The organism is Mesorhizobium sp. WSM3860 (assembly GCF_002294995.1).
Lineage (GTDB): Bacteria > Pseudomonadota > Alphaproteobacteria > Rhizobiales > Rhizobiaceae > Mesorhizobium.
This window is the reverse complement of sequence record NZ_NSGF01000016.1, coordinates 19,755-41,685: the sequence shown is the minus strand read 5'-3', so window position 1 is coordinate 41,685 and position 21,931 is coordinate 19,755. Positions and strand designations below refer to the sequence as shown.

At 63.8% G+C, this 21,931-nt stretch carries 18 protein-coding genes and 1 pseudogene; 11 read left to right on the top strand and 8 right to left on the bottom strand.

Annotation, left to right across the window (positions count from 1 at the left end):
• Nucleotides 1–6: 6 nt before the first annotated feature.
• Nucleotides 7–849 (bottom strand): AraC family transcriptional regulator, encoded by an 843-nt coding sequence (locus CK220_RS22705; protein ID WP_095813753.1) that lies wholly within the window; start codon nucleotides 847–849, stop codon nucleotides 7–9.
• Between the two features lie 250 nt (nucleotides 850–1,099).
• Here CK220_RS22705 and CK220_RS22700 point away from each other — a divergent pair, with 250 nt between their 5' ends.
• The 6 genes from CK220_RS22700 to CK220_RS22675 all read left to right on the top strand — a co-directional run bounded on the left by CK220_RS22700 (nucleotide 1,100) and on the right by CK220_RS22675 (nucleotide 10,084).
• Nucleotides 1,100–2,566 (top strand): alpha-glucosidase/alpha-galactosidase, encoded by a 1,467-nt coding sequence (locus CK220_RS22700; protein ID WP_095813675.1) that lies wholly within the window; start codon nucleotides 1,100–1,102, stop codon nucleotides 2,564–2,566.
• 110 nt (nucleotides 2,567–2,676) lie between these two features.
• Nucleotides 2,677–4,761: an ABC transporter substrate-binding protein gene (locus tag CK220_RS22695; protein WP_095813674.1), complete on the top strand. Its 2,085-nt coding sequence runs from the start codon at nucleotides 2,677–2,679 to the stop codon at nucleotides 4,759–4,761.
• Nucleotides 4,762–4,873: 112 nt separating this feature from the next.
• On the top strand, nucleotides 4,874–5,881 hold the full coding sequence (locus CK220_RS22690) for an ABC transporter permease (RefSeq protein WP_095813673.1): 1,008 nt from the start codon (nucleotides 4,874–4,876) through the stop codon (nucleotides 5,879–5,881).
• Nucleotides 5,882–7,015 (top strand): ABC transporter permease, encoded by a 1,134-nt coding sequence (locus CK220_RS22685; RefSeq protein WP_095813672.1) that lies wholly within the window; start codon nucleotides 5,882–5,884, stop codon nucleotides 7,013–7,015.
• A gap of 10 nt (nucleotides 7,016–7,025) precedes the next feature.
• Entirely contained in the window at nucleotides 7,026–8,696 is a 1,671-nt protein-coding gene (locus CK220_RS22680; protein ID WP_095813671.1) for an ABC transporter ATP-binding protein, read from the top strand.
• 20 nt (nucleotides 8,697–8,716) lie between these two features.
• Nucleotides 8,717–10,084, top strand: a complete 1,368-nt coding sequence (locus tag CK220_RS22675) for an alpha-glucosidase/alpha-galactosidase (RefSeq protein WP_095813670.1) — start codon at nucleotides 8,717–8,719, stop codon at nucleotides 10,082–10,084.
• Between the two features lie 102 nt (nucleotides 10,085–10,186).
• On the opposite strand, the gene purD is transcribed toward CK220_RS22675, so the two are convergent.
• Nucleotides 10,187–11,467, bottom strand: coding sequence for a phosphoribosylamine--glycine ligase (gene purD / locus CK220_RS22670; RefSeq protein ID WP_095813669.1), 1,281 nt, complete (start codon nucleotides 11,465–11,467; stop codon nucleotides 10,187–10,189).
• Between the two features lie 179 nt (nucleotides 11,468–11,646).
• Here purD and CK220_RS22665 point away from each other — a divergent pair.
• Together CK220_RS22665 and ubiA are read left to right on the top strand one after the other, a co-directional pair.
• A pseudogene (locus CK220_RS22665) lies at nucleotides 11,647–11,883 on the top strand (LysR family transcriptional regulator); the annotation flags it as partial.
• A 51-nt stretch (nucleotides 11,884–11,934) separates the two neighbouring features.
• Complete coding sequence (ubiA, locus tag CK220_RS22660; protein ID WP_095813668.1) at nucleotides 11,935–12,918, top strand: 4-hydroxybenzoate octaprenyltransferase; 984 nt, start codon at nucleotides 11,935–11,937, stop codon at nucleotides 12,916–12,918.
• Between the two features lie 45 nt (nucleotides 12,919–12,963).
• Here the strand turns inward: ubiA and CK220_RS22655 are convergent, their stop codons facing one another.
• The 3 genes from CK220_RS22655 to CK220_RS22645 form a co-directional block, all read right to left on the bottom strand.
• A complete protein-coding gene (locus CK220_RS22655) occupies nucleotides 12,964–13,530 on the bottom strand; it encodes a DUF6101 family protein (RefSeq protein WP_095813667.1) in 567 nt (188 codons plus the stop codon).
• 185 nt (nucleotides 13,531–13,715) lie between these two features.
• Nucleotides 13,716–15,146, bottom strand: a complete 1,431-nt coding sequence (locus CK220_RS22650; protein ID WP_095813666.1) for an FAD-binding oxidoreductase — start codon at nucleotides 15,144–15,146, stop codon at nucleotides 13,716–13,718.
• A 77-nt stretch (nucleotides 15,147–15,223) separates the two neighbouring features.
• Nucleotides 15,224–16,186, bottom strand: coding sequence for an L-threonylcarbamoyladenylate synthase (locus CK220_RS22645; RefSeq protein ID WP_176479165.1), 963 nt, complete (start codon nucleotides 16,184–16,186; stop codon nucleotides 15,224–15,226).
• Nucleotides 16,187–16,463: 277 nt separating this feature from the next.
• Between CK220_RS22645 and CK220_RS22640 the strand changes: the two genes are divergently transcribed.
• Nucleotides 16,464–16,946 (top strand): hypothetical protein, encoded by a 483-nt coding sequence (locus tag CK220_RS22640; RefSeq protein ID WP_141245202.1) that lies wholly within the window; start codon nucleotides 16,464–16,466, stop codon nucleotides 16,944–16,946.
• A gap of 59 nt (nucleotides 16,947–17,005) precedes the next feature.
• On the opposite strand, the gene glyS is transcribed toward CK220_RS22640, so the two are convergent.
• Both glyS and CK220_RS22630 read right to left on the bottom strand, forming a co-directional pair.
• Nucleotides 17,006–19,315 (bottom strand): glycine--tRNA ligase subunit beta, encoded by a 2,310-nt coding sequence (gene glyS / locus CK220_RS22635; protein WP_095813663.1) that lies wholly within the window; start codon nucleotides 19,313–19,315, stop codon nucleotides 17,006–17,008.
• Between the two features lie 68 nt (nucleotides 19,316–19,383).
• Nucleotides 19,384–19,785, bottom strand: a complete 402-nt coding sequence (locus tag CK220_RS22630) for a DUF559 domain-containing protein (RefSeq protein WP_095813662.1) — start codon at nucleotides 19,783–19,785, stop codon at nucleotides 19,384–19,386.
• A 253-nt stretch (nucleotides 19,786–20,038) separates the two neighbouring features.
• Here CK220_RS22630 and CK220_RS32025 point away from each other — a divergent pair, with 253 nt between their 5' ends.
• Entirely contained in the window at nucleotides 20,039–20,209 is a 171-nt protein-coding gene (locus tag CK220_RS32025) for a hypothetical protein (RefSeq protein ID WP_176479164.1), read from the top strand.
• Here CK220_RS32025 and CK220_RS22625 read toward each other — a convergent pair.
• Complete coding sequence (locus CK220_RS22625; RefSeq protein ID WP_245429350.1) at nucleotides 20,206–21,273, bottom strand: glycine--tRNA ligase subunit alpha; 1,068 nt, start codon at nucleotides 21,271–21,273, stop codon at nucleotides 20,206–20,208. The two genes, CK220_RS32025 and CK220_RS22625, sit on opposite strands and share 4 nt — an antisense overlap.
• Before the next feature lie 172 nt (nucleotides 21,274–21,445).
• Between CK220_RS22625 and CK220_RS22620 the strand changes: the two genes are divergently transcribed.
• Nucleotides 21,446–21,907: a GNAT family N-acetyltransferase gene (locus tag CK220_RS22620; RefSeq protein WP_095813752.1), complete on the top strand. Its 462-nt coding sequence runs from the start codon at nucleotides 21,446–21,448 to the stop codon at nucleotides 21,905–21,907.
• Nucleotides 21,908–21,931 lie beyond the last annotated feature (24 nt).

The following is a 21,931-nucleotide window of genomic DNA, read 5'->3' as shown; positions in this document are numbered from 1 at the left end:
GCAGCGTCAACGATGATTACCCAAGCTGGCATACATGCCAGTGGTGCGAAACTGTGTAGGCGTGATGCCGTAGCAGCGGCGAAACACCTTTGAAAAGTAGTTCGGGTCGTCGAAACCGCACAGAACAGCGACTTCCTTGACCGGCAGGAAATCGGCCTTGGTCAGCAACTTGGCGGCGCGCTGCAGCCGCTGCTGCAGGACGAATTCGGCCGGCGGCAATCCTTCGCTCTCGGCGAAGCAGCGCGAGAAATGGGCGCGGCTGAGGCCGCTGATTTCGACCAGTTCCGCCACCGGCAGCGGCTTGTCGAGATTGACGTTTATGTGATCGATGACCGGCTGCATGGCGCTCTGCTTTTCGGCGAAGGCGTGCGAGCCGAAGACATCGTCGTAAAGCGCCATCGCCGCCTCATAGGCGATCGCCGACGCCGCGCCCGGCGAGGCGGCGCCCTTGATGAGGCGCAGGCTGCAATCGGCAAGGTGATCGATGGTCGCCGGCTGCAGCCGGAGCACGGGGCCTGAGACGCTGAGGATCGACTTGTGGACGCGCAGCGCCTCCTCGCCGTTCATCGAGATCCAGAAATATTCCCAGCGGTCGCCCTTGGCCAGCCAGTAGCGATGGTTGTGCGGCACCAGCACCAGCAGCGTATCGTTCGCCTGCAGGCGGTAATTGCGGCTTTCATAGCGCAATTGCCCGGTGCCGCTGATCGTATGCTGGAGCACCGTGAACGGGGTCTGGCCGCGCTTGCGCCCGTCCCAGTCGTAAGTCTCATCCTCGCGCACCTCGTAGCCGGTGCTGGTCGGCATGGCATGCAGGCGCTGGCGCCCGCGCGGGAGCGAGATCGTGCGCATCAGCTTTCCATTGGCGATCAGGTCGTGCAGCACAAAATTACCCTCGAAAGCATAATCCTTCTCTGGCCGCGCCGGCGAATAAGCGCATAATCCGGCTCACTCAAGAACGGGAAGACCCGCGGTCGAGGAGCGGACGGGAGGAGAAAGAGCCGGATTTCCGGCTCCAAATGGCGAGCGCGCCAGCCGGCGCACGGCCATATCCTCCCTTGCTGCTCCTTGCCTAACATTCGATCGGATCGAGGTGAAGGTGATGAGCTTCAAAATCGCTATTATCGGCGCCGGCAGTGTCGGATTCACCAAGAAGCTGTTCACCGATATTCTCTGCGTGCCCGAATTCAAGGACATCGAGTTCGCGCTGACCGACATCAGCGAGCACAATCTCGGAATGATCAAGGCGATCCTCGACAGGATCGTGGAAGCAAACGGGCTGCCGACCAAAGTGACGGCGACGACCGACCGCCGCAAGGCGCTGGAAGGCGCGCGCTACATCATCAGCTGCGTGCGCGTCGGCGGCCTCGAAGCCTATGCCGACGACATCCGCATCCCGCTGAAATACGGCATCGACCAGTGCGTCGGCGATACGATCTGCGCGGGCGGCATCCTTTACGGCCAGCGCAACATCCCGGTGATCCTCGACTTCTGCAAGGACATCCGCGAGGTCGCCGAGACCGACGCCAAGTTCCTCAACTACGCCAACCCGATGGCGATGAACACCTGGGCCGCGATCGAATACGGCGAGGTCGACACGGTCGGGCTCTGCCACGGCGTGCAGCACGGCGCCGAACAGATCGCCGAGGTGCTCGGCACGAAGTCCCCCAGGGAGCTCGACTATGTCTGCTCCGGCATCAACCACCAGACCTGGTTCATCGAGCTGCGGCTGAACGGCCGGCCGATCGGCAAGGACGAGTTGGTCGCCGCCTTCGAGGCGCATCCGGTCTATTCGAAGCAGGAGAAACTCCGCATCGACGTGCTGAAGCGCTTCGGCGTCTATTCGACCGAGAGCAATGGGCATTTGTCCGAATACCTGCCCTGGTACCGCAAGCGCCCCGACGAGATCACACGCTGGATCGACATGTCGGACTGGATTCACGGCGAGACCGGCGGCTATCTGCGCTACTCGACCGAGACCCGCAATTGGTTCGAAACCGAGTATCCGCAGTTCCTCGAAGCGGCGTCGAAGCCGATCGACCCGGCCAAACGCTCCAACGAGCATGCCAGCCACATTCTCGAGGCGCTGGAAACCAACCGCGTCTACCGTGGCCATTTCAACGTCAAGAACAACGGCGTTATCACCAACCTGCCGCACGACGCCATCATCGAGTCGCCGGGCTTCGTCGATCGCCTCGGCATCAACATGGCCGCCGGCATCACGCTGCCGGAGGCGTGCGCGGCCACCTGCATGTCCTCGATCAACGTCCAGCGCATGTCCGTGCATGCCGCGATCGCCGGCGACATCGATCTTTTGAAGCTTGCGGTGCTGCACGACCCGCTGGTCGGCGCGGTGTCGACGCCGGAGGAAGTCTGGCAGATGGTGGACGAGATGGTCGTCGCCCAGGCCGCTTGGCTGCCGCAATATGCCGATGCCGTGCCGGCGGCAAAGGACCGGCTGGCGAAGTCAAAGGTCAAGACCCGCGAATGGGCGGGCGCGGCGCGGCGCAACGTGCGCTCGATCGAGGAATTGCGCGCCGAAAAGGCGGCACTGAAACAGGCCGGCTGAGATTTCGGGCAGGCGGACCCGCAGGAGGCAGGCCTGCCGAAAATCGGCCGCCCAGAATCAAGATCAAGCGGCGGGCAGCAGCAGACGTCCAAAACAACTGGGAGGAGACAATGAGGAACTTACATAGAATTGGCATTGCCGCCGGACTGGCGCTCGGCGTTTCTATTCCGGCGCTCACCGCTTTCGCTTCCGAACCGACGATCCCGCCCGAGCCGGCGACATTCCCGGCCGAGGGCAAGATCCACTATGTGGCGCGCGACTCTATCCTGGAGTTCAAGGCGCTGTCCGAATATCACGAGCCGGATTGGGTGACCGAGAAATACGTCAAGACCGGCAAGCTGCCGCCGCTCAAGGACAGGCTGCCGAAGGAGCCGCTGGTCTTCAAGACCGCCAACATGCCGGACGGCATCGGCGTCTATGGTGACACGATGCGCCATGTCATCGGCGGCAGGCCGGAAGGCTGGAACTACGGCGCCGGCCAGACGCAAGGGTGGGGCGGCATCGACATCGCGCTTTCCGAGTGTCTGACACGCACCGCGCCGCTGTTCCAGGTCGATGCCAAGGACACCGAGCCGCTGCCGAACCTTGCAAAGAGCTGGGAATGGTCGAAGGACGGCCACAAGCTCACCATGCATCTCGTCGAAGGCGCCAAATGGTCGGACGGTGTGCCCTTCAACGCCGACGACGTCATGTTCTACTGGGACGACGAGGTCGTCGACCCTAACGTCTCGCCGCTCAACGGCGCGACGCCGGAAACCTTCGGCGTCGGCACGACGCTCAAGAAGATCGACGACTACACCGTCGAATGGACGTTCAAGGAAGCGTTTCCGAGGCAATATCTCTATGCGATGGCCTACGGCACCTTCTGCCCCGGCCCGGCGCACATTTTGAAGCCGCAGCATCCGAAATATTCGAAGAACACCTACGACCAGTTCAAGAACGCGTTCCCGCCGGAATACATGAACATGCCGGTGATGGGCGCCTGGGTGCCGGTCGAATACCGCCCGGACGACATCGTCGTCATGCGGCGCAACCCGTACTACTGGAAGGTGGACGAGAAGGGCAACCAACTGCCTTATCTCAACGAGCTGCAATACAAGCTCTCGACCTGGGCAGATCGCGACGTCCAGGCCGTCGCAGGCTCGGGCGACTTCTCCAATCTCGAGCAACCCGAGAACTTCGTCGCCTCGCTGAAGCGTGCGGCTGACAAGAACGCGCCGGCACGGCTTGCCTTCGGCCCGCGGCTCATCGGCTACAATCTGCGTATGAATTTTTCCGCCAATGGCTGGGGCAACCCGGACGAGCGCGGCCAAGCGATCCGCGAATTGAACCGCAACGAGGATTTCCGCAAGGCCGTGACCATGGCGATCGACCGCAAGGCGCTCGGCGACTCGCTGGTCAAGGGTCCGTTCACCGCCATCTATCCCGGCGGCTTCTCCTCCGGCACCAGCTTCTATGACCGCAAGTCGACGGTTTACTACCCGTTCGATCTTCAAGGCGCCAAGGCCGAGCTCGCCAAGGCCGGGCTCAAGGATACTGACGGCGACGGCTTCGTGAACTTCCCGGCCGGCACCGCCGGCGGCAAGAATGTCGAGATCGTGATGCTGGTCAACAATGACTATACCACCGACAAGAGCCTTGCCGAAGGCGTTGTGGCTCAGATGGAGAAGCTTGGGCTGAGGGTCGTGCTCAACGGGGTCAACGGCACGCAGCGCGACGCGATCCAATACTCCGGCCGCTTCGACTGGCTGATCCGGCGCAACGACCAGGAGCTCACCTCCGTTGTGCAGAACACGGAGCAACTCGCTCCGGTCGGTCCGAAGACCAGCTGGAACCATCGCGCGCCTGAAAGCGGCGAAGTCGATCTGATGCCGTTCGAGAAGGACCTCGTCGACATCGTGAACAAGTTCGTCACGACGCAGGACAACGAGCAGCGCACCGACCTGATGAAGAAGTTCCAGAAGATCTCGACGGAAAACGTCTACAATGTCGGGCTGACGGAATACCCCGGCGCGCTGATCGTCAACAAGCGCTTCTCCAACATCCCGCAGGGAACGCCGATCTTCATGTTCAACTGGGCCGAAGATTCGATCATCCGCGAACGCGTCTTCGTCGCAGCCGACAAACAGGCGAAATACGAGCTCTTCCCCGACGAGCTTCCCGGCAAGCCCGGAGACAAGGGGCCGATGAACTAGTTAACCTCCCTGACGAAGAGAGCTCCGGTCGCGCCAGCTGGCGCGGCCGGACAGAACCAAATCTCCGGTGGCGCCCAAGGAGCGACCGGCCAGCAAAGGAAGCTGACCATCCATGTTGCGATTTCTGCTCATGCGCATCGCCTCGGCGCTTCCCGTGCTCGCCATCTTGAGCCTCGTCACCTTCGCCATCATCCAGGCCCCGCCTGGCGACTATGCCGACTACATCAAATCGCAGCTCATCAACCAGGGCGGCGCCTCCTATGCCGAGGCGGATGCGCAGGCCCAGGCCTACCGGAAAGAACACGGTCTCGATAAGCCGCTGCCCGTTCAATATCTCAACTGGATCGGCGGCATCGTCACTCGCGGTGATTTCGGCTACAGCCTCTATTACAACAGGCCGGTGGCCGATGTGGTGGGCGAGCGCCTGCCGCGCACGCTGCTCTTGGCGCTGGTCTGCCACCTGCTCGCCTCGGTGCTGGGCATAAGCTTCGGCATTTGGGCGGCGACCCGGCAGTATTCCTGGATCGATTCGACGCTCTCAGCCATCTCTTTCCTCGGCATGACGGTGCCGCGCTTCCTGATGGCGCTGATCATCGTCTACCTGCTGGTCTTCCAGTTCAACGTGTCGGAGATCGGCTCGTTCTTCTCGCCGCAATATGGCGGTGCGCCATGGTCGTGGGCGAAATTCCTCGACCTCGTCAAGCATGTCTGGCCGGTGGTGGCGATCGCGACCTTCGGCGGCCTCGCCTACAATATGCGCGTCATGCGCGGCAACCTGCTCGATACGCTCAACGCCCAATATGTCGAGACGGCGAAGGCAAAGGGCCTGACCGGCGGCGCCGTCGTGATGCGCCATGCCGTGCCCAATGCGCTGCATCCTTTGGTCATGTATCAAGGCGTGGTGCTGCCCTATATGCTGACCGGCGAGATCGAGACGGCGATCATCTTCGCGCTGCCGACCGTCGGGCCGGCGATCGTGGGCTCGATGGCGGTGGGCGACGTCTATGTGACCGCAACCTTCATGATGGTTCTGTCGGCGACGCTGATCGTCGGCAACATCATCGCCGACATGCTGCTGGTCCTGCTCGACCCCCGCGTGCGCCAGTTCGGGGAGCGCTAGATGCTGGCCCGCGATCCCTCACCCCCGCCACCCGCCGAAGGAACCGCGCTTTCGGCCCCGCATGGCAATGAGAGCTACATCGCGCTCGTCTGGCGCCGGCTGAAGCGCTCCTGGACCGGCATGGCCGGGTTATGCCTGGTCGTGCTGCTGCTTCTCATGACCCTGTTCGCGGAATTCCTGGCGCCTCTCGACCCGAAAGCGACCGATATCGCCTTCGCACCGCCGCAGGTACCCAGCTTCCACGACAAGGACGGCAATTTCGTCGCGCGGCCGAGAATCTATGCGCTGGCCGAATCGACCGACCTCGATCCCGTGACCTTCCAGCCGATCGTCGGCCCCGATTACGACCATCCACGACTGCTCGGCTTCTTCGTTCAAGGCGCGCCTTACAGGCTTTTCGGCGTCATCCCGGCGGATCGGCATTTCTTCGGCTCGATGGACGGCCAGCCGGTGCATTTCCTCGGCACCGACAAATTCGGCCGCGATGTGCTGTCGCGCGCCATGTACGGCTCGCGCGTCTCGCTGATGATCGCGCTGACGGTCGTCTTCATCATCACCGTTATCGGCACCAGCGTCGGCATGGTGTCGGGCTATTTCGGCGGCCGGTTCGATGTCTGGATGCAGCGCTTCGTCGAACTGGTGCTCGCCTTCCCGCAACTGCCGCTTTATCTGGCGCTCACGACGCTGATCCCGGTCACCGCGCCGACCAATGTCTTTCTTGCCTTCGTCATCATTGTCATGTCGGCGCTGGGTTGGGCGCAGATGTCGCGCGAGGTGCGCGGCAAGACGCTGGCGCTGGCGCGCATCGACTATGTGCGCGCCGCCATGGCGGTTGGCGCCACCGACCGGCGCATCATCATCCAGCACATCTTTCCCAATGTGATGAGCCATGTGATCGTCGCCGTGACGCTGGCGATCCCGACGGTGGTGCTTCTGGAATCCTTCCTCGGCTTTCTCGGCTTCGCGGTGAAGCCGCCGCTGATCTCGTGGGGCCTGATGCTGCAGGACACCGCAACCTATTCAGTCATCGGCACCTATCCGTGGATCCTGTCGCCGGTCGGCTTCGTGCTGGTCACGGTCTTTGCCTTCAACGCGCTGGGCGACGGCCTGCGCGATGCCGTCGATCCCTATTGAGGTGGCCGGGATGACGACGATAGCGCTTGCAGACAATTTCGCACCGGCCGTCCGGCATGATCATGGCGGTCGCCATGATCAGCCTGTGATCGACGCCCGCAACATCGAGGTCGCCTTTAAGGTCGAGCACGGCATCGTCGAGGCCGTGAAGGACGTGTCGTTCCAGCTCTATCGCGGCGAGACGATCGCAATCGTCGGCGAATCAGGTTCCGGCAAATCGGTAACGGCGCGCACCGTCATGGGGCTCTTGTCGCGGCGGGCCACCGTATCGCCGAGATCAAGCGTCGAATATCTCGGGCAAAACATCCTGAAATTCGCCGAGACTGCCCGGCGCAAGCTGCGCGGCAACCGCATCTCGATGATCTTCCAGGAGCCGATGAGCTCGCTCAACCCGATCTATTCGGTCGGCAGCCAGATCGTCGAGGCAATCCGGGTGCATCGCAAGGTGAGCCGCAAGGAAGCCTGGGCGCGCGCGCTCGAACTTCTCAAGCATGTCCAGATCCCCGAACCGGAAGCACGCCTCAAGCAGTATCCGCACCAACTCTCCGGCGGCCAGCGGCAGCGCGTCATGATCGCCATGGCCTTGGCCAACGAGCCCGATGTGCTGATCGCCGACGAGCCGACCACCGCGCTCGACGTCACGGTCCAGGCGCAGATCCTGAACCTGATCCGCAATCTGCAGACAGAAATGCGGATGGCGGTTATTCTGATCACCCACGACCTGACCGTGGTGCGCAAGTTTTCCGACTATGTCTATGTGATGCAGCATGGCGAGATGCGCGAGCATAACGTCACCGAGCGGCTCTTCGCCGATCCGCAGCATCCCTACACAAAGCGGCTGCTCGCATCCGAACCACACGGCCGGCCGAAGCCGCTGCCCGATAAGTCCAGCACGATCCTCGAGGCAAACGGCGTGCGCGTCTGCTTCACGCTTCGGCATGGCACGTTCCTGAAGCCCAACTGGCGCGAGCTGGTCGCTGTCGACGACCTAGACCTCAAACTATGCCGCCACGAGACGCTTGGGCTGGTCGGCGAATCCGGCTCCGGCAAGACCACCTTCGGCCAGGCGCTGCTCCGGCTGTTGGAGGCCAAGCGCGGCGAGATCCGTTTCGATGGCCAGCCGATCCAGGATCTCACGCGCGCCGAGATGCGGCCGCTGCGCTCGCGCATGCAAATCGTCTTCCAGGATCCGTTCTCCTCGCTCAACCCGCGCATGACGATCGGCCAGATCATCGAGGAAGGGCTGGTCGTCAACAGGATCGGCGCGACGCGGCGCGAGCGGATCGAGCGGGTGCGTGAGGCGCTGGTCAGCGCCGGCATGCCCGGCGATATCCTGTCGCGGTTCCCGCATGAATTCTCCGGCGGCCAGCGGCAGCGCATCGCGATCGCGCGGGCCATCGCACTGGAGCCGGAATTCATCCTTCTCGACGAGCCGACATCCGCGCTCGATCTTTCCGTCCAGGCGCAGATCATCGACCTGCTGCGCAAGCTGCAGGACGAGCGCGGCCTGAGCTATCTCTTCATCTCGCACGACCTCAAGGTGGTGCGGGCGCTCTGCCACCGCGTAATCGTCATGCAGCACGGCAAGATCGTCGAACAGGGGCCCGTGGACGAGGTCCTCACCAATCCCAAGACCGCCTACACCGAACGGCTCGTCCGGGCCGCTTTCGATGTGGCGTGACCATATTCCGGAGGTTCATAGTGGCTAGAAATCCCAGGATCACCTTCATCGGCGCCGGCTCGACGGTTTTCATGAAGAACATCGTCGGCGACGTGCTGCAGCGCCCGGCGCTTTCAGGGGCGACGATCGCGCTGATGGACATCAACCCGCAGCGGCTGGAAGAGAGCGCCGTCGTCGTCAACAAGCTGATCGCGACCCTCGGCGTGAAGGCAAAGGCCGAGACCTATTCCGACCAACGCAAGGCGCTCTCCGGCGCCGACTTTGTCGTCGTCGCCTTCCAGATCGGCGGCTACGAGCCCTGCACCGTCACCGACTTCGAGGTGCCGAAGAAATATGGCCTGCGTCAGACAATCGCCGACACGCTCGGCGTCGGCGGCATCATGCGCGGCCTGAGGACCGTGCCGCATCTGTGGAGGATCTGCGAAGACATGCTCGCCGTCTGCCCCGACGCGATCATGCTGCAATACGTCAACCCAATGGCGATCAACACCTGGGCGATCGCCGCGAAATTCCCCCAAATCAAGCAGGTTGGGCTCTGCCATTCGGTGCAGGGCACGGCGATGGAGCTGGCGCACGATCTCGACCTTCCCTACGAGGAGATCCGCTACCGCGCGGCCGGCATCAACCACATGGCCTTTTATCTCAAGTTCGAGCATCGCCAGGCGGACGGCTCCTTTCGCGACCTCTATCCCGACCTTGTCCGCGCCTATCGCGAGGGCCGCGCCCCGAAGCCCGGCTGGAGCCCGCGCTGCCCGAACAAGGTGCGCTACGAGATGCTGACCCGGCTCGGCTATTTCGTCACCGAAAGCTCGGAGCATTTCGCCGAATACACGCCCTATTTCATCAAGGACGGTCGCCCCGACCTGATCGAGAAATATGGCATCCCGCTTGACGAATATCCGAAGCGTTGCATCGAGCAGATCGAGCGCTGGAAGGGCCAGGCGGAGGCCTACCGCTCGGCCGACCGGATCGAGGTCGAGCAATCCAAGGAATATGCCTCCTCGATCATGAGCTCGGTTTGGACCGGCGAGCCGTCGGTGATCTACGGCAACGTCCGCAACAACGGCTGCATCACCTCTCTGCCTTTCGATTGCGCGGCGGAAGTGCCGTGCCTGGTCGATGCTTCCGGCATCCAGCCGACCCATATCGGCGAGCTGCCGCCGCAGCTGACGGCGCTGATCCGCACCAACATCAACGTTCAGGAACTGACCGTGCGGGCGCTGATGAACGAAAGCCGCGAGCACATCTACCATGCGGCGATGATGGACCCGCATACCGCGGCCGAGCTCGATCTCGACCAGATCTGGTCGCTGGTCGACGACCTGCTTGCAGCGCATGGCGACTGGTTGCCGGCCTGGGCGCGGACAGGCAAAAGCAAGGCTGCCTGATTAGAGCAATTTCAGGAAAAGTGTGAAGCGGTTTTCCGTCCGAGATTGCGTCAAACAAAGAGATAGGACATTTCGCCGTGTCGGTGAAACGGTCAACATGTCCTATCTGCCGGTCTGCTCGCGCTCGACGGCGCGCCAGCCGATGTCGCGGCGGAAGAAACCCTGCGGCCAGTCGATACGATCGATCGCCGCGTAGGCGTTTTTCTGCGCCTCCCCGACCGTGGCGCCGGTTGCCGTGACGTTGAGCACGCGGCCGCCATTGGCGACCAGCGCGCCGCCGTTGATGGCGGTGCCCGCGTGGAAGATTTCGGTGCCGTCGCTCGCCGCCTCGTCGAGGCCGCGGATCACCGAGCCCTTTTCCGGCGTGCCGGGATAGCCCCTTGCCGCCATCACCACGGTCAGCGCCGCCTCGTCGCTCCAGCGGGCCGACATGTGCGCGAGCTGGCCGTCGACGGCGGCGTTGAGCAGGACCAGCAGGTCGTCCTTCAGCCGCATCATCAGCACCTGGCACTCGGGATCGCCGAAGCGGGTGTTGTACTCGATCAGCTTGGGGCCCTGGTCGGTGATCATCAAACCGGCGAAGAGAATGCCGGCGAAAGGCGCGCCGAGATTGGCCATGCCGCGCATGGTCGGCTCGATGATCTCGCGCATGGTGCGCTCGCTCATCTCGGGCGTCATCACCGGCGCCGGGGAATAGGCGCCCATGCCGCCGGTGTTCGGGCCGGTGTCGCCGTCGCCGACGCGCTTATGGTCCTGCGCGGTGCCGAAGGGCAGCGCGGTGGCGCCGTCGCAGAGGCAGAAGAAACTCGCCTCCTCGCCGGTCAGATATTCCTCGACGACGACCTCCGCGCCGGCGGGGCCAAACGCGCCGTCGAAACAGGCGTCGAGCGCGGCAAGCGCCTCATGCTGTGTCATGGCGATGGTGACGCCCTTGCCGGCGGCAAGCCCGTCAGCCTTGATGACGATCGGCGCGCCCGTCTTTTCGACATAGGCCTTGGCCGCGGCGAGATCGCCGAAGCGGCCATAGGCTGCGGTCGGGATGTTGAACTTGGCGCAAAGATCCTTGGTGAAGCCCTTCGAGCCTTCGAGCCGCGCCGCCGCCTTGGAGGGGCCGAAGACGCGGATGCCCCAGGCGCGCAAATCATCGGCAATGCCGGCCACCAGCGGCCCTTCCGGACCGACCACGACGAGGTCGATCTTCTTCTCCTGGCAGAAGGCGGCGACCGCGGAATGGTCGGCGACGTCCAGCTTGACCAGCTCGGCGAAACGGCCGATGCCGGGATTGCCGGGCGAAGCATAGAGCTTCGTCAGCAGCGGCGAGGCGGCGATCTTCCAGGCGAGCGCGTGTTCGCGGCCGCCCGAGCCGAGAAGAAGAACGTTCATGGCCACCTCTTGCTGATCGTCTCCCCGAACCCGCTATTGGTCCAAGGGCGACGGGTCAAGGCGTCTTGGCGTTTTGGCGGCGATTGCACACGGGAACATTGCCCACATCAAGACGCAATCAGGCGATTGCCAGTGAGGGGAACGATCTCGCCGGCCGAATCCGAAGTCCACTGAGCTCAGAGCTGCAGCGCAGCATGGTGGCGAACGGCTTCAGCGTTGCGGTGAGTTACACCAGGCCGCATGGCGACGGGAGCTATGACGGCCTGCCGCTGGTCTGCAAGCCAACTTCCGATCCGCTTCCCATGCAGCGCATTATTCTCGCCCACGACGCCGGCCTGCGCCTATCGAAGACGGCGCTCGCCTTCATCGAGACAGCGAAAGCAGGGTTCGCCAGTCACGATGTTTTCACTGGCTGAGCGACAACGCGGCCGCTTGACGGCGCCCATCGCTGCTGCCACTCCAGCACGATGGAAACCATCCAGTCGAAAGCAGCCCAGGGCCGCGTCGCTGACGCGCCGAGCGGCCATTGGGTTTACCGAGTGCTGCCGCGCTGGCTGTGGCCTTATGCGCAGCTTGCGCGCTGGGATAGGCCGATCGGCTGGCAATTGCTTTTGTGGCCCTGCTGGTGGTCGGCGGCTCTTGCGGCGAGCGCCTATCCGCGCCCGACGGATCCGCTTTTGACGCTGCTGCCGGCGCCCTGGTACCTGTTCCTGTTTTTCGTCGGCGCCGTCGCCATGCGCGGCGCCGGCTGCACGTACAACGACATCGTCGACGAAGACATCGACAACCAGGTCGAGCGCACCCGCTCGCGGCCGCTGCCGGCCGGCAAGGTGACCCGCCGCCAAGCCTGGGCGTTTCTGATCATCCAGGCGCTGGTCGGGCTCGCCGTGCTTTTGCAGTTCAACAGCTTCGCCATTCCGCTCGGCATCGCCTCGCTGGCGATTGTCGCGATCTACCCGTTCATGAAGCGCATCACCAACTGGCCGCAATTCGTGCTCGGGCTCGCCTTCTCCTGGGGCGCGCTGATGGGCTGGGCGGTCGAGTTCGGCGATCTCGATGGCCCCCCCATCATGCTCTATATCGGCTCGATCCTGTGGGTGATCGGCTACGACACGATCTACGCGCATCAGGACAAGGAAGACGACGCCATCGTCGGCGTGCGCTCGACGGCGCGGCTGTTCGGTGACAACACCAAGACCTGGCTCACCGGGCTCTATGGCGGCACGCTCGTCTGCTTCGCCATCGCCTTTGCCTCGGCTCAAGTGCCGATGCCGGCGCTGGCCGGGCTGATCGCCGCCGGCGCGCATATGGCGCGCCAGATCATCCGGCTCGACATCAACGATCCCGATCAGTGCCTGAAGCTGTTCAAGTCGAACAACCAGGTCGGCTGGCTGATCTTTCTGGGGCTGATCGGCGGGGCGTTTTGGGTGGTGCTGAAGCCGCTGTTGTAGCGGGACTCCCCCTTCTCCCTTGTGGGAGAAGGAGAGGCGCCATGCCTACTCGCGCGCGATAATCTCCTGACCGCCGATGACGAGACGCAGGCCGAGATTGCCGGTCCTGCGGCGGGCGAGGAAGCGCGGGCGGCGCATGTTGGAGACACGGCCCTTGCGGCGTTCCTGCGGCGGCAGCGCCTTGATGGCGGCGCCGAGCGATTCCTCCAGCGTGCGGGCAATGCCGTCGGCCTCGATCAGAAGCATCGGCAGGCGATAGGCGTCGGCCCAGGCGCGCCAGTCGGCGGCGACGTCGTCGAGATCGTCGGCGACCAAAAGCGGCACCGACAGCATCGGATCATTGTGCAGAAGTTCCAGCGTCACGGTGACATTGCCGTCCGGATCCTCCATGGCGCGGGCGGCGACACCGCGGAAGGCATTGGCGGGCAGCGCGATGATCGCCGGCACGCCGCTCATCTCCAGCGTGCGGCGGATGACGGCGCCGCGCTGGTCGATGGTGAAGGTTACATCGCCATAGTCGTCGCGCGTGGCATAGCTTACCATCTGCGGCAGGCGAAACGGGTCGAGACGCATGTTGCGCCCCGCCCAGACTGGCTTCAGTCCAGTGTTCATCGAATGCCTTCCTGTTTCTCCTGAGGGCCGTTTTCCGGTTCTCTCCGGGCCGGTTTTTCCGGCCTCGTTATGGGAGAAACATTAGCGCTCGCTTCTTACCGCCGCGCTTAAGAAAGTCAGTTAAATTTTGCTGATCGGAGCCGATGGTTATCGGATTGCGACCAGCCGCAAGAGTGTTGGAAGAATTAGATAACCTTACCGGGATTCATGATGCCGGCCGGGTCGAAGGCCGCCTTCACCCGGCGCATCAGATCGATCGCCATTGGCGGCGCCGTGGCGATCAGTTCATCGCGCTTCAACTGGCCGATGCCGTGCTCGGCCGAGATCGAGCCGTGGAAGGAACGCACGACATCGTGCACGGCCTTGTTCATCGGGTGGTAGAGTTCAAGGAACGGCTCGTCCTGCCAATCCACCGGGCGAGAGATGTTGTAGTGAAGATTGCCGTCGCCCATGTGGCCGAAGCAGACGACGCGGGCGCCGGGACAGACAGTCTGGACCACGCCGGCAGCCTTTTCGATGAACTCTGGAATCGAGGCGATCGGCACCGAGATGTCGTGCTTGATCGAGGCGCCCTCCGGCTTCTGGCATTCGGGCAGCGTCTCGCGGAAATTCCAGAAGGCGTCGCCCTGGGCAAGGCTTGCCGACACCACCGCATCGCCGACGATGCCCTGCGCGAGGCCGGCGGAAAGAATCTCCTCGATCAGCGCCTTGCCATCTTCTTCCGAGCGACCTGAGGAGACCTGCATCAGGGAATACCACGGCCAGTCATCCGCCAGCGGCCGGGTGATGCCTTGGCCGTGCTTTAGCGTGAAGTCGTAAGGCCTTCTGGCGATCAACTCGAAAGCCGTGAGCGAAGCGCCGGCGCGGTCCATCGCCAAAGTGAACAGCGACAGCGCTGCCTTGGGCGACGACAGGCCGGCGAAGGCAACCTCCCTGCCCTTCGGCTTGGGAAAGAGCTTCAGCACCGCGGCGGTGATGACGCCGAGTGTGCCCTCGGCGCCGACGAAGAGGTTTTTTAGATCGTAGCCGGTGTTGTCCTTCTTCAGCTTGCGCAGATCGTCGAACACTTCGCCGGTCGGCAGCACCACTTCGACGCCGAGGCAAAGCTCGCGCGCATTGCCATAGGCAAGCACGCCGGTGCCCCCGGCATTGGAAGAGAGATTGCCGCCGATCTGGCAGGAGCCTTGGGCTGCAAGCGACAGCGGGAACAGCCGGTCGGCGGCGTCGGCCACTTCCTGCAGCGTCTGCAGGACAACGCCGGCCTCGGCGGTGATCGTGTTCGACAGGACATCGATCTCTCGGATGCGGTTCAGGCGCGACAGCGAGAGCACGATGTCGCGGCCGGACTTGTCCGGCACCTGGGCGCCGACCAGCCCGGTGTTGCCGCTCTGCGGCACGACCGGCGTTCCGGTCTCGGTCGCGAGCCGCATGATGCGGCTCACTTCCTCGACGCTGCCCGGCCTCAGCACCAGCGATGTCCGGCCATGCCAGAGGCCGCGCCGCTCGGTGATGTAGGGCACGATGTCAGCCTGATCGCGCAGCGCGTATTTGTCGCCGACGATGGCAGCGAAGCGGTCGATGAGGGCGGGATCGAGGTCGAAGGGCTGGTCGTTCATGCCCAAACCTAGAGCAATTCCAGGAAAAGTGTGAAGCGGTTTTCCGTCCGGAATTGCGTCAAAACAAAGAGATAGGCTCAGTCGATCTGGTCACGCGGGGCGGCGGCGCGCGCGAGCCGGTCGTTGATCGCCTCGCCCAAGCCGTCGGCCGGGATCGGCTCGACGGCGATAGTGGCCGCGCCGCTACGGTCGAGCGCCTGCATATAGGCGAACAGATTGGTGGCGGCCTCCCGCAGATCCCCCGCCTCGGAAAGATTGCGCAGCGCCACCGCATCCTGCCAGCCTTCGGCACGCTTGCGGCCGAAGGCGAGCAGCGCCTCGCCGCTCGCGATCTTGCCGGCGTTGAGGCGCATCGAAGCGTCCGGCGCATAATGCGAGGCGAGCATGCCCGGCGCCTGGATTCCGGCAGCGCCACGCATCAGCTTTGCGCCGGCGACCGCTTCAATGTCCCGGGCAGCGATGCCGCCGGGTCGTAGCAGACGCAGCTTGCCGTCTGCGATCTTGACGATGGTCGATTCCAGGCCGACGGGCGTCGCGCCGCCATCGACCACCAGCTTGATCTTCTCGCCGAGATCGGCCGCCACGGCCTCGGCCGTCGTGGCGCTGATCCTGCCGGAAGAATTGGCGCTGGGCGCGGCGAGCGGCCGGCCTAGTCTCGCGATCAGCTCGCCACCGAAGCCTCTCGGCATGCGCAGCGCGATCGTGTCCAGCCCGGCGGTGACGAGCGGATGGATGCCGTTTTCCGTGCGCTGCGGCAGCACCAAGGTCAGCGGACCGGGCCAGAAAGCTTCCGCCAGCTTTGTTGACAACGGATCGAACGCAGCCATGCGGTTTGCCATGGCGAGATCGGCGACGTGGGCGATCAGCGGGTTGAAGCGCGGGCGACCCTTGGCCTCGAAGATACGCGCCACGGCAGCCCCATTCGTGGCGTCACCGGCCAGCCCGTAAACGGTCTCGGTCGGGATGGCGATGACATCACCGCCTTCGAGCAGCGACAGCGCGCGTTCCATCGCCTCGCCGACGGCAAGTATCTCAGCCAAATTCACCACCGATCCTGAACATGCCGGTCCCGTAATACGACATGGAAGCAGGGGCAAGGGCGGGCATTGGCGATTTATCAATCCCTAAAATGCTAAGTTTCCGCGCAAGCCGGCATCAATTCGCCGGCACTAGGGTGCGGATTTCCAGTAGCTGGGCTCGGGAGTTCTCGTGTTGCGTATGCCTTGCGTTTATGCAATTCCGGACGGAAAGCTGTTACGTCCCTTTCCTGGAATTGCTCTAGGAGCGGTCTGTGTCGGCCTCTTGGCGACTGGCGGCTTGGCACAGGCTTCGTCCATCGTCGTGCTCGGCGCTGCGACCTCGACGCCATCCGTTGTCAGGCTGGCCGCGATCGAGCCCGGCAAGGCTACACCGTCAGTTGTGGCGCTCGGCGAGCCGGTGCCAGCCGTCACCGATGAGAAAGTGGCCGCGATCCCGGAGAAATCCGGACAGAGGCACGCGCAGGCGCCGACAATCATTCGCGGCGGCATCGTCGGCGGCGCTTCGGCGACGCCCGCGGTGACTGCCACGGATCAGGAGGCCGCGACACCGGCAAACGGCACCGCGCCCGCCGGCACGCCTCCTAACGGTACGGCTGCGGCTACGCCCCCCAACGGCACGGCTCAGGCTGCCCCCAACGGCGATACCAACGCGTCCGAGAACAACCCCGCCACGACGGCAACTGCGTCCGACGGCGAGACGCAACCGGAAGCCCAACCGGAAGCTGCCCCGACGCCGCCGCGCTTCAGCAAGGCAATGTAGGCGCGACGGCCTCCCGTGCCTGACGGAGCATGCGGCTTCGGAACCGGCATCTTGGGCTGTCAGCCGACGATTTTTGAAAAGTCGGCGACCTGGTCGGTGGCGGCGCGGATGCGGGCAAGCAGAGCCAGCCGGTTGGCTCGCACGGCCTGGTCCTCATCATTCACGAGAACCCCTTCAAAGAATGAATCAACCGGTTCACGCAAAACGCTAAGCGACAGCATGGCGGCGGAAAAATCTTCGTTTTGAATCGCTTGGCCGGCTTCCTTCTCGGCCTGATTCACCGCAACAAACAGGCTCTTTTCCGCGTCTTCGCGGAACAGCGCCGGCTCAACAGTTTCGGCGACCAGCGTTTTCTTCTTCTCCTCGGCGGCCAGGATGTTGGCGGCGCGCTTGGTACCGGCGAGCAGGTTCTTGCCGTCCTCGGTGTCGAGGAACGAGCCCAGCGCCTCGACGCGGCGGACGATCTGCAGAAGGTCGTCGGACTGCGGCGTGATGACGGCGTCGATCAGATCGTACCGTGCGCCCTGGTCGCGGAGATAGACCTTGAGGCGATCATGGAAGAAGCCGAGGAGATCCGAAATTTGTGCGGCACCGCCGGCGAAGCTCGCAAAGGCCTTGGCGAAGACCGATGTCAGTCCGAGGCGAATGCGGTTCTCGATCAGGATTCTGACCACGCCGAGTGCAGCTCTTCTGAGTGCGAACGGATCCTTGCTGCCTGTCGGCTTTTCATCAATCGCCCAGAAGCCGGTCAGCGTGTCGAGCTTGTCGGCAAGCGCGACAGCAACCGACACCGGATCGGTCGGCACCCGGTCGGACGGGCCTTGCGGCTTGTAGTGCTCCTCGGCGGCCGCAGCCACCGACGGATGCTCGCCCTGCAGCAAAGCATATTTGCGGCCCATGGCGCCCTGCAATTCCGGGAACTCGCCTACGACCTCGGTCTGCAGATCTGCCTTGGCCAGCACCGCGGCGCGGGCGACGAGCGCGGTGATCTCTCCCCTTGAGGGGAAGATGTCGCCGAAGGCGACAGAGGGGGGCGTCTCGCCTGGAGCGCCGACGCTTCCTCTCAGCGCGGAAGATGTCGGCGCTTCACGCGCGGCGACCCCCTCTGGCCTGCCGGCCATCTCCCCCTCAAGGGGGGAGATCGACTTCGCCACCGTCGGCGCCAGTTCTTCCGCCAGCCGCTCGATCCGCTCGACCCGGGCGCCTTGCGTGCCAAGCTTGGCATGGAAAGTCACGTTGAGATGGTCGAGGCGGGCCATGCGCTGGTCGAGCGGCTTCTTCAGGTCGAGGTCGAATTTCGCCGCCGACTCCTGCAGAGTGCCGAGGTCGGGCAGGTCGCCCTGGTCGGTCTTCCAGAAATAGAGCGCATCGGAGAGGCGCGCCCTGACCACCTTGCCGTTGCCGTATGCGATCTCCTTGCCTCCGTCCTTCGCCTCGATATTGGCAATCAGGATGAAGCGGTCGGAAAGGTCCTCAGCCGCACCTTGCGGCCGGGTGACGAAACACTTCTGGTTGGCGCGAATGGTCAGGCGAATGACCTCGGCCGGGATGGTGAGAAAATCTTGCTCGAACTCGCCCATCAGGACGACCGGCCATTCGACCAGGCCGGCGACCTCTTCCAGCAGGCCCTCGTCCTCGACGAGATCGAGGCCGTTGGCGAAGGCGACGTTGCGGGCATCGGCCAGGATGATCTCCTTGCGCCGATCGGCATCAAGCACGACCTTGGCCGCTTCGAGCTTGCTCACATAGTCGTCGAAGCGGCGCACGGTGATCGGGCCCGGTGCGTGGAAGCGGTGGCCGTAGGTGACGTTGCCGGAGCGGATACCGTCGACCTCGAAATCGACCACCACCGGCTCCTCAGTCTCGGGGCCGAAGGTGCAGACGATCGACTGCAGTGGCCGCACCCAGCGCAGCGAGCCGGGTTTGGCCGAGGCCGGCCCCCAGCGCATCGATTTCGGCCAGGGAAAGTTCTTGATGATGCCCGGCACCAGTTCGGCGATGATCTCTTCGGCCGCCCTGCCCGGCTTCGAGATGTGAGCAACGTAGAAGTCGCCCTTCTTGGGATCGGAATGGACATGCGCCTCGGCGATCGATGAAAGGCCGGCCTTGCGCAGGAAACCCTGCACCGCCTGCTCGGGCGCCGTGGTCGAGGGACCCTTTATTTCCTCGCGAATGTCCTTCGAGCGCGCCGTCAGCCCGCGGATGTCCAGCGCCAGCCGGCGCGGCGTCCAGTATTCGCGCCCCGCCTCATAGGTGAGGCCCGCCTCGACCAAGCCGTCGGTCAGCGTCTTGCGCAGATCGCCAGCCGCCTTGCGCTGCATGCGCGCGGGGATCTCTTCCGAGCGGAGTTCTAGGAGTAGGTCAGGCATTAGTTAGCTCCTTACCCTCCCCTTGATGGGGAGGGTCGGCGCGTAGCGCCGGGGTGGGGTGGCGCGTTTCAGCCGCCAGCACCTTCGGCACCATCGCGCAGACCAAGGTGTGATTTTCGTTCTTCCACCGCCGCATAGATTGTATCGAGTACGGAATCCAGTTCGTTTTTTATCTCGTGGTTCCAGAAGCGGACGACGCGATAGCCTTGGCTCTCAAACCATCTGGTTCGGACTTCATCATGGCGCTGCTGGCCATCAAAACCATGTTGGAAGCCATCCACCTCGATGATCAGCTTCAGCCGATGTGAGATAAAGTCAGGATAGTAACCGCCAACCGACGCTTGTCGACGAAAGTGCGTTCCTTCGACCGGAATGCGCCAGAGGTGCCGCCACAGCCTGCGTTCCTCCTCGGTCATTGCCGCGCGCAGCCTTCGTGCGGACTGCAGCTTGAACCGATCAAGTTTTGGCATAGGGAAGCGCCCGTCACCCCCACCCGCCGCTTTGCGGCGACCTCCCCCATCAAGGGGGAGATAGAGGGCGCATAGCAACTCGGCTCGCGCCTGTCACCCTGCCTGCCGATCGCCAGTTCGAGCTATTTCAGGAAATTTTCAGTTCTTTGTCGGGACGACGCGAGCCCACCCGTCTTAAGAACAGACATCCCATGAACCAAACGCGGTGCTGAAGCGACCAACGCTCAGGCGGAGAACTATTGGCTGAACGACCATGAAGACGGCATCGAGAATCCTGCAGATCCTGGCACTGAGCGCCTGCTTCGCCGCCCAGATGCATGGCACATTCTCGATGCCGGGCGTGCGACAGGCACTGCGCACGATCGATGCCGCGACAGTTCAGATCACGTTGCCGATTGCAGCCGCCGCCGAGATCGCCAGCTAAGCCGCCAGACCGCCCGCCCGCGTCTGCAGGAACGCCTCCCCGCAAGCCTTGGCCAAGTTGCGCACGCGCAGAATGTAACTCTGGCGCTCGGTCACGGAAATCACGCCGCGGGCGTCAAGCAGGTTGAAGACGTGGCTTGCCTTGATGCACTGGTCGTAGGCCGGGAAGACCATGCGATGATACCCCTCCCCCTTGAGCGGAGGGTGGCCAGACGAAGTCTGGTCGGGAGGGGTCGCCCGCGACGCGCTCGACGCATTTCTGGCGGTGCCTTGTGCGAGGACCCCCTCTGTTGGCTTCGCCGACATCTCCCCCTCAAGGGGGGAGATTGGCGCGCCGGCGGCCAGCAGCGCCTTGCACTCGGCTTCGGCGTCCTCGAAATGCCGAAGCAGCATCGCCGTGTTGGCGAATTCGAAATTGTGGCGCGAATATTCCTGCTCGGCCTGCCGGAAGACGTCGCCATAGGTGACCTTCTCAGGCCCTTCGCGGCCGTTGAAGTTCAAGTCGTAGATATTGTCGACGCCCTGCACATACATGGCGAGCCGCTCGAGCCCATAGGTGAGCTCGCCGGCCACCGGCGCGCATTCGATGCCGCAAACCTGCTGGAAATAGGTGAACTGGGACACTTCCATGCCGTCGCACCAGCACTCCCATCCGAGGCCCCAGGCGCCCAGCGTCGGGCTTTCCCAGTCGTCCTCGACAAAGCGGATATCATGCAGCAGCGAATCGATGCCGATGGCTTCCAGCGAACCGAGATAGAGCTCCTGCAGGTTCGGCGGGTTCGGCTTCAGGATCACCTGATATTGATAGTAGTGCTGCAGCCGGTTCGGATTCTCGCCGTAGCGGCCGTCCTTCGGCCGGCGCGACGGCTGCACGTAAGCCGCGTTCCAGCGCAGCGGACCGAGCGCGCGCAAGGTGGTCGCCGGGTGGAAGGTGCCGGCGCCGACTTCCATGTCGTAAGGCTGCAGGATGACGCAGCCGTAAGCTGCCCAGTAGTTGTGCAAGGTCAGAATCAGCCCCTGGAAGGAGCGGCTGGGATGCATGTGGGCAGGGATCTCGACGGTCACGGCGGCCTCGGAAAGCGCTGGGAGTGGGCCTTCCCTAGTTGCCGGGCCGGCAAGCGTCAAGGCAGGGCGCCACATCGAGGAGAGGTTGAACGCTTTGCCGGCGGCTGGCCCATTGCCGGCCGCTCACGCGGGCCGTTTGCTTTGGCAAGCCGCAACGACAAAGGTGCCCGCCATGCCCGGTCAACTCATCGTCCGTCCCGTCACCCGGCAGGACTACGAGCAGTGGCTGCCGCTCTGGGATGGCTACAACGCATTCTACGGCCGCTCGGGCGAGACCGCGCTTGCCGGCGAGATCACCCAGATGACCTGGTCGCGCTTCTTCGACGCCTACGAGCCGGTGCATGCGCTGGTGGCCGAGCGCGACGGCAGGCTTATCGGCCTCGTCCACTATCTCTACCACCGCTCGACCACGGCGATCGCGCCGAACTGCTACCTGCAGGATCTTTTCACCTCGCAAGCCGCACGCGGCCAAGGCGTCGGCCGGTCGCTGATCGAAGCCGTTTACGAGCGCGCCAAAGCCGCTGGCTCGGGTCGCGTCTACTGGCTGACGCACGAGACCAACCACACCGCCATGCAGCTCTATGACAGGATCGGCGAACGCTCGGGGTTCGTCGTCTACCGCAAAATGTTTTGAGAACGTGGCGGGGCCCAAAGGGCC

What these genes read in the sequence shown, in the direction of transcription:
- CK220_RS22705 (WP_095813753.1), bottom strand. Translation starts at nt 849, where the DNA reads ATGCGCACGATCTCGCTCCCGCGCGGGCGCCAGCGCCTGCATGCCATG.
- CK220_RS22700 (WP_095813675.1), top strand. Translation starts at nt 1,100, where the DNA reads ATGAGCTTCAAAATCGCTATTATCGGCGCCGGCAGTGTCGGATTCACC.
- CK220_RS22695 (WP_095813674.1), top strand. Translation starts at nt 2,677, where the DNA reads ATGAGGAACTTACATAGAATTGGCATTGCCGCCGGACTGGCGCTCGGC.
- CK220_RS22690 (WP_095813673.1), top strand. Translation starts at nt 4,874, where the DNA reads ATGTTGCGATTTCTGCTCATGCGCATCGCCTCGGCGCTTCCCGTGCTC.
- CK220_RS22685 (WP_095813672.1), top strand. Translation starts at nt 5,882, where the DNA reads ATGCTGGCCCGCGATCCCTCACCCCCGCCACCCGCCGAAGGAACCGCG.
- CK220_RS22680 (WP_095813671.1), top strand. Translation starts at nt 7,026, where the DNA reads ATGACGACGATAGCGCTTGCAGACAATTTCGCACCGGCCGTCCGGCAT.
- purD (WP_095813669.1), bottom strand. Translation starts at nt 11,467, where the DNA reads ATGAACGTTCTTCTTCTCGGCTCGGGCGGCCGCGAACACGCGCTCGCC.
- ubiA (WP_095813668.1), top strand. Translation starts at nt 11,935, where the DNA reads ATGGAAACCATCCAGTCGAAAGCAGCCCAGGGCCGCGTCGCTGACGCG.
- CK220_RS22655 (WP_095813667.1), bottom strand. Translation starts at nt 13,530, where the DNA reads ATGAACACTGGACTGAAGCCAGTCTGGGCGGGGCGCAACATGCGTCTC.
- CK220_RS22650 (WP_095813666.1), bottom strand. Translation starts at nt 15,146, where the DNA reads ATGAACGACCAGCCCTTCGACCTCGATCCCGCCCTCATCGACCGCTTC.
- glyS (WP_095813663.1), bottom strand. Translation starts at nt 19,315, where the DNA reads ATGCCTGACCTACTCCTAGAACTCCGCTCGGAAGAGATCCCCGCGCGC.
- CK220_RS22630 (WP_095813662.1), bottom strand. Translation starts at nt 19,785, where the DNA reads ATGCCAAAACTTGATCGGTTCAAGCTGCAGTCCGCACGAAGGCTGCGC.
- CK220_RS32025 (WP_176479164.1), top strand. Translation starts at nt 20,039, where the DNA reads ATGAAGACGGCATCGAGAATCCTGCAGATCCTGGCACTGAGCGCCTGC.
- CK220_RS22620 (WP_095813752.1), top strand. Translation starts at nt 21,446, where the DNA reads ATGCCCGGTCAACTCATCGTCCGTCCCGTCACCCGGCAGGACTACGAG.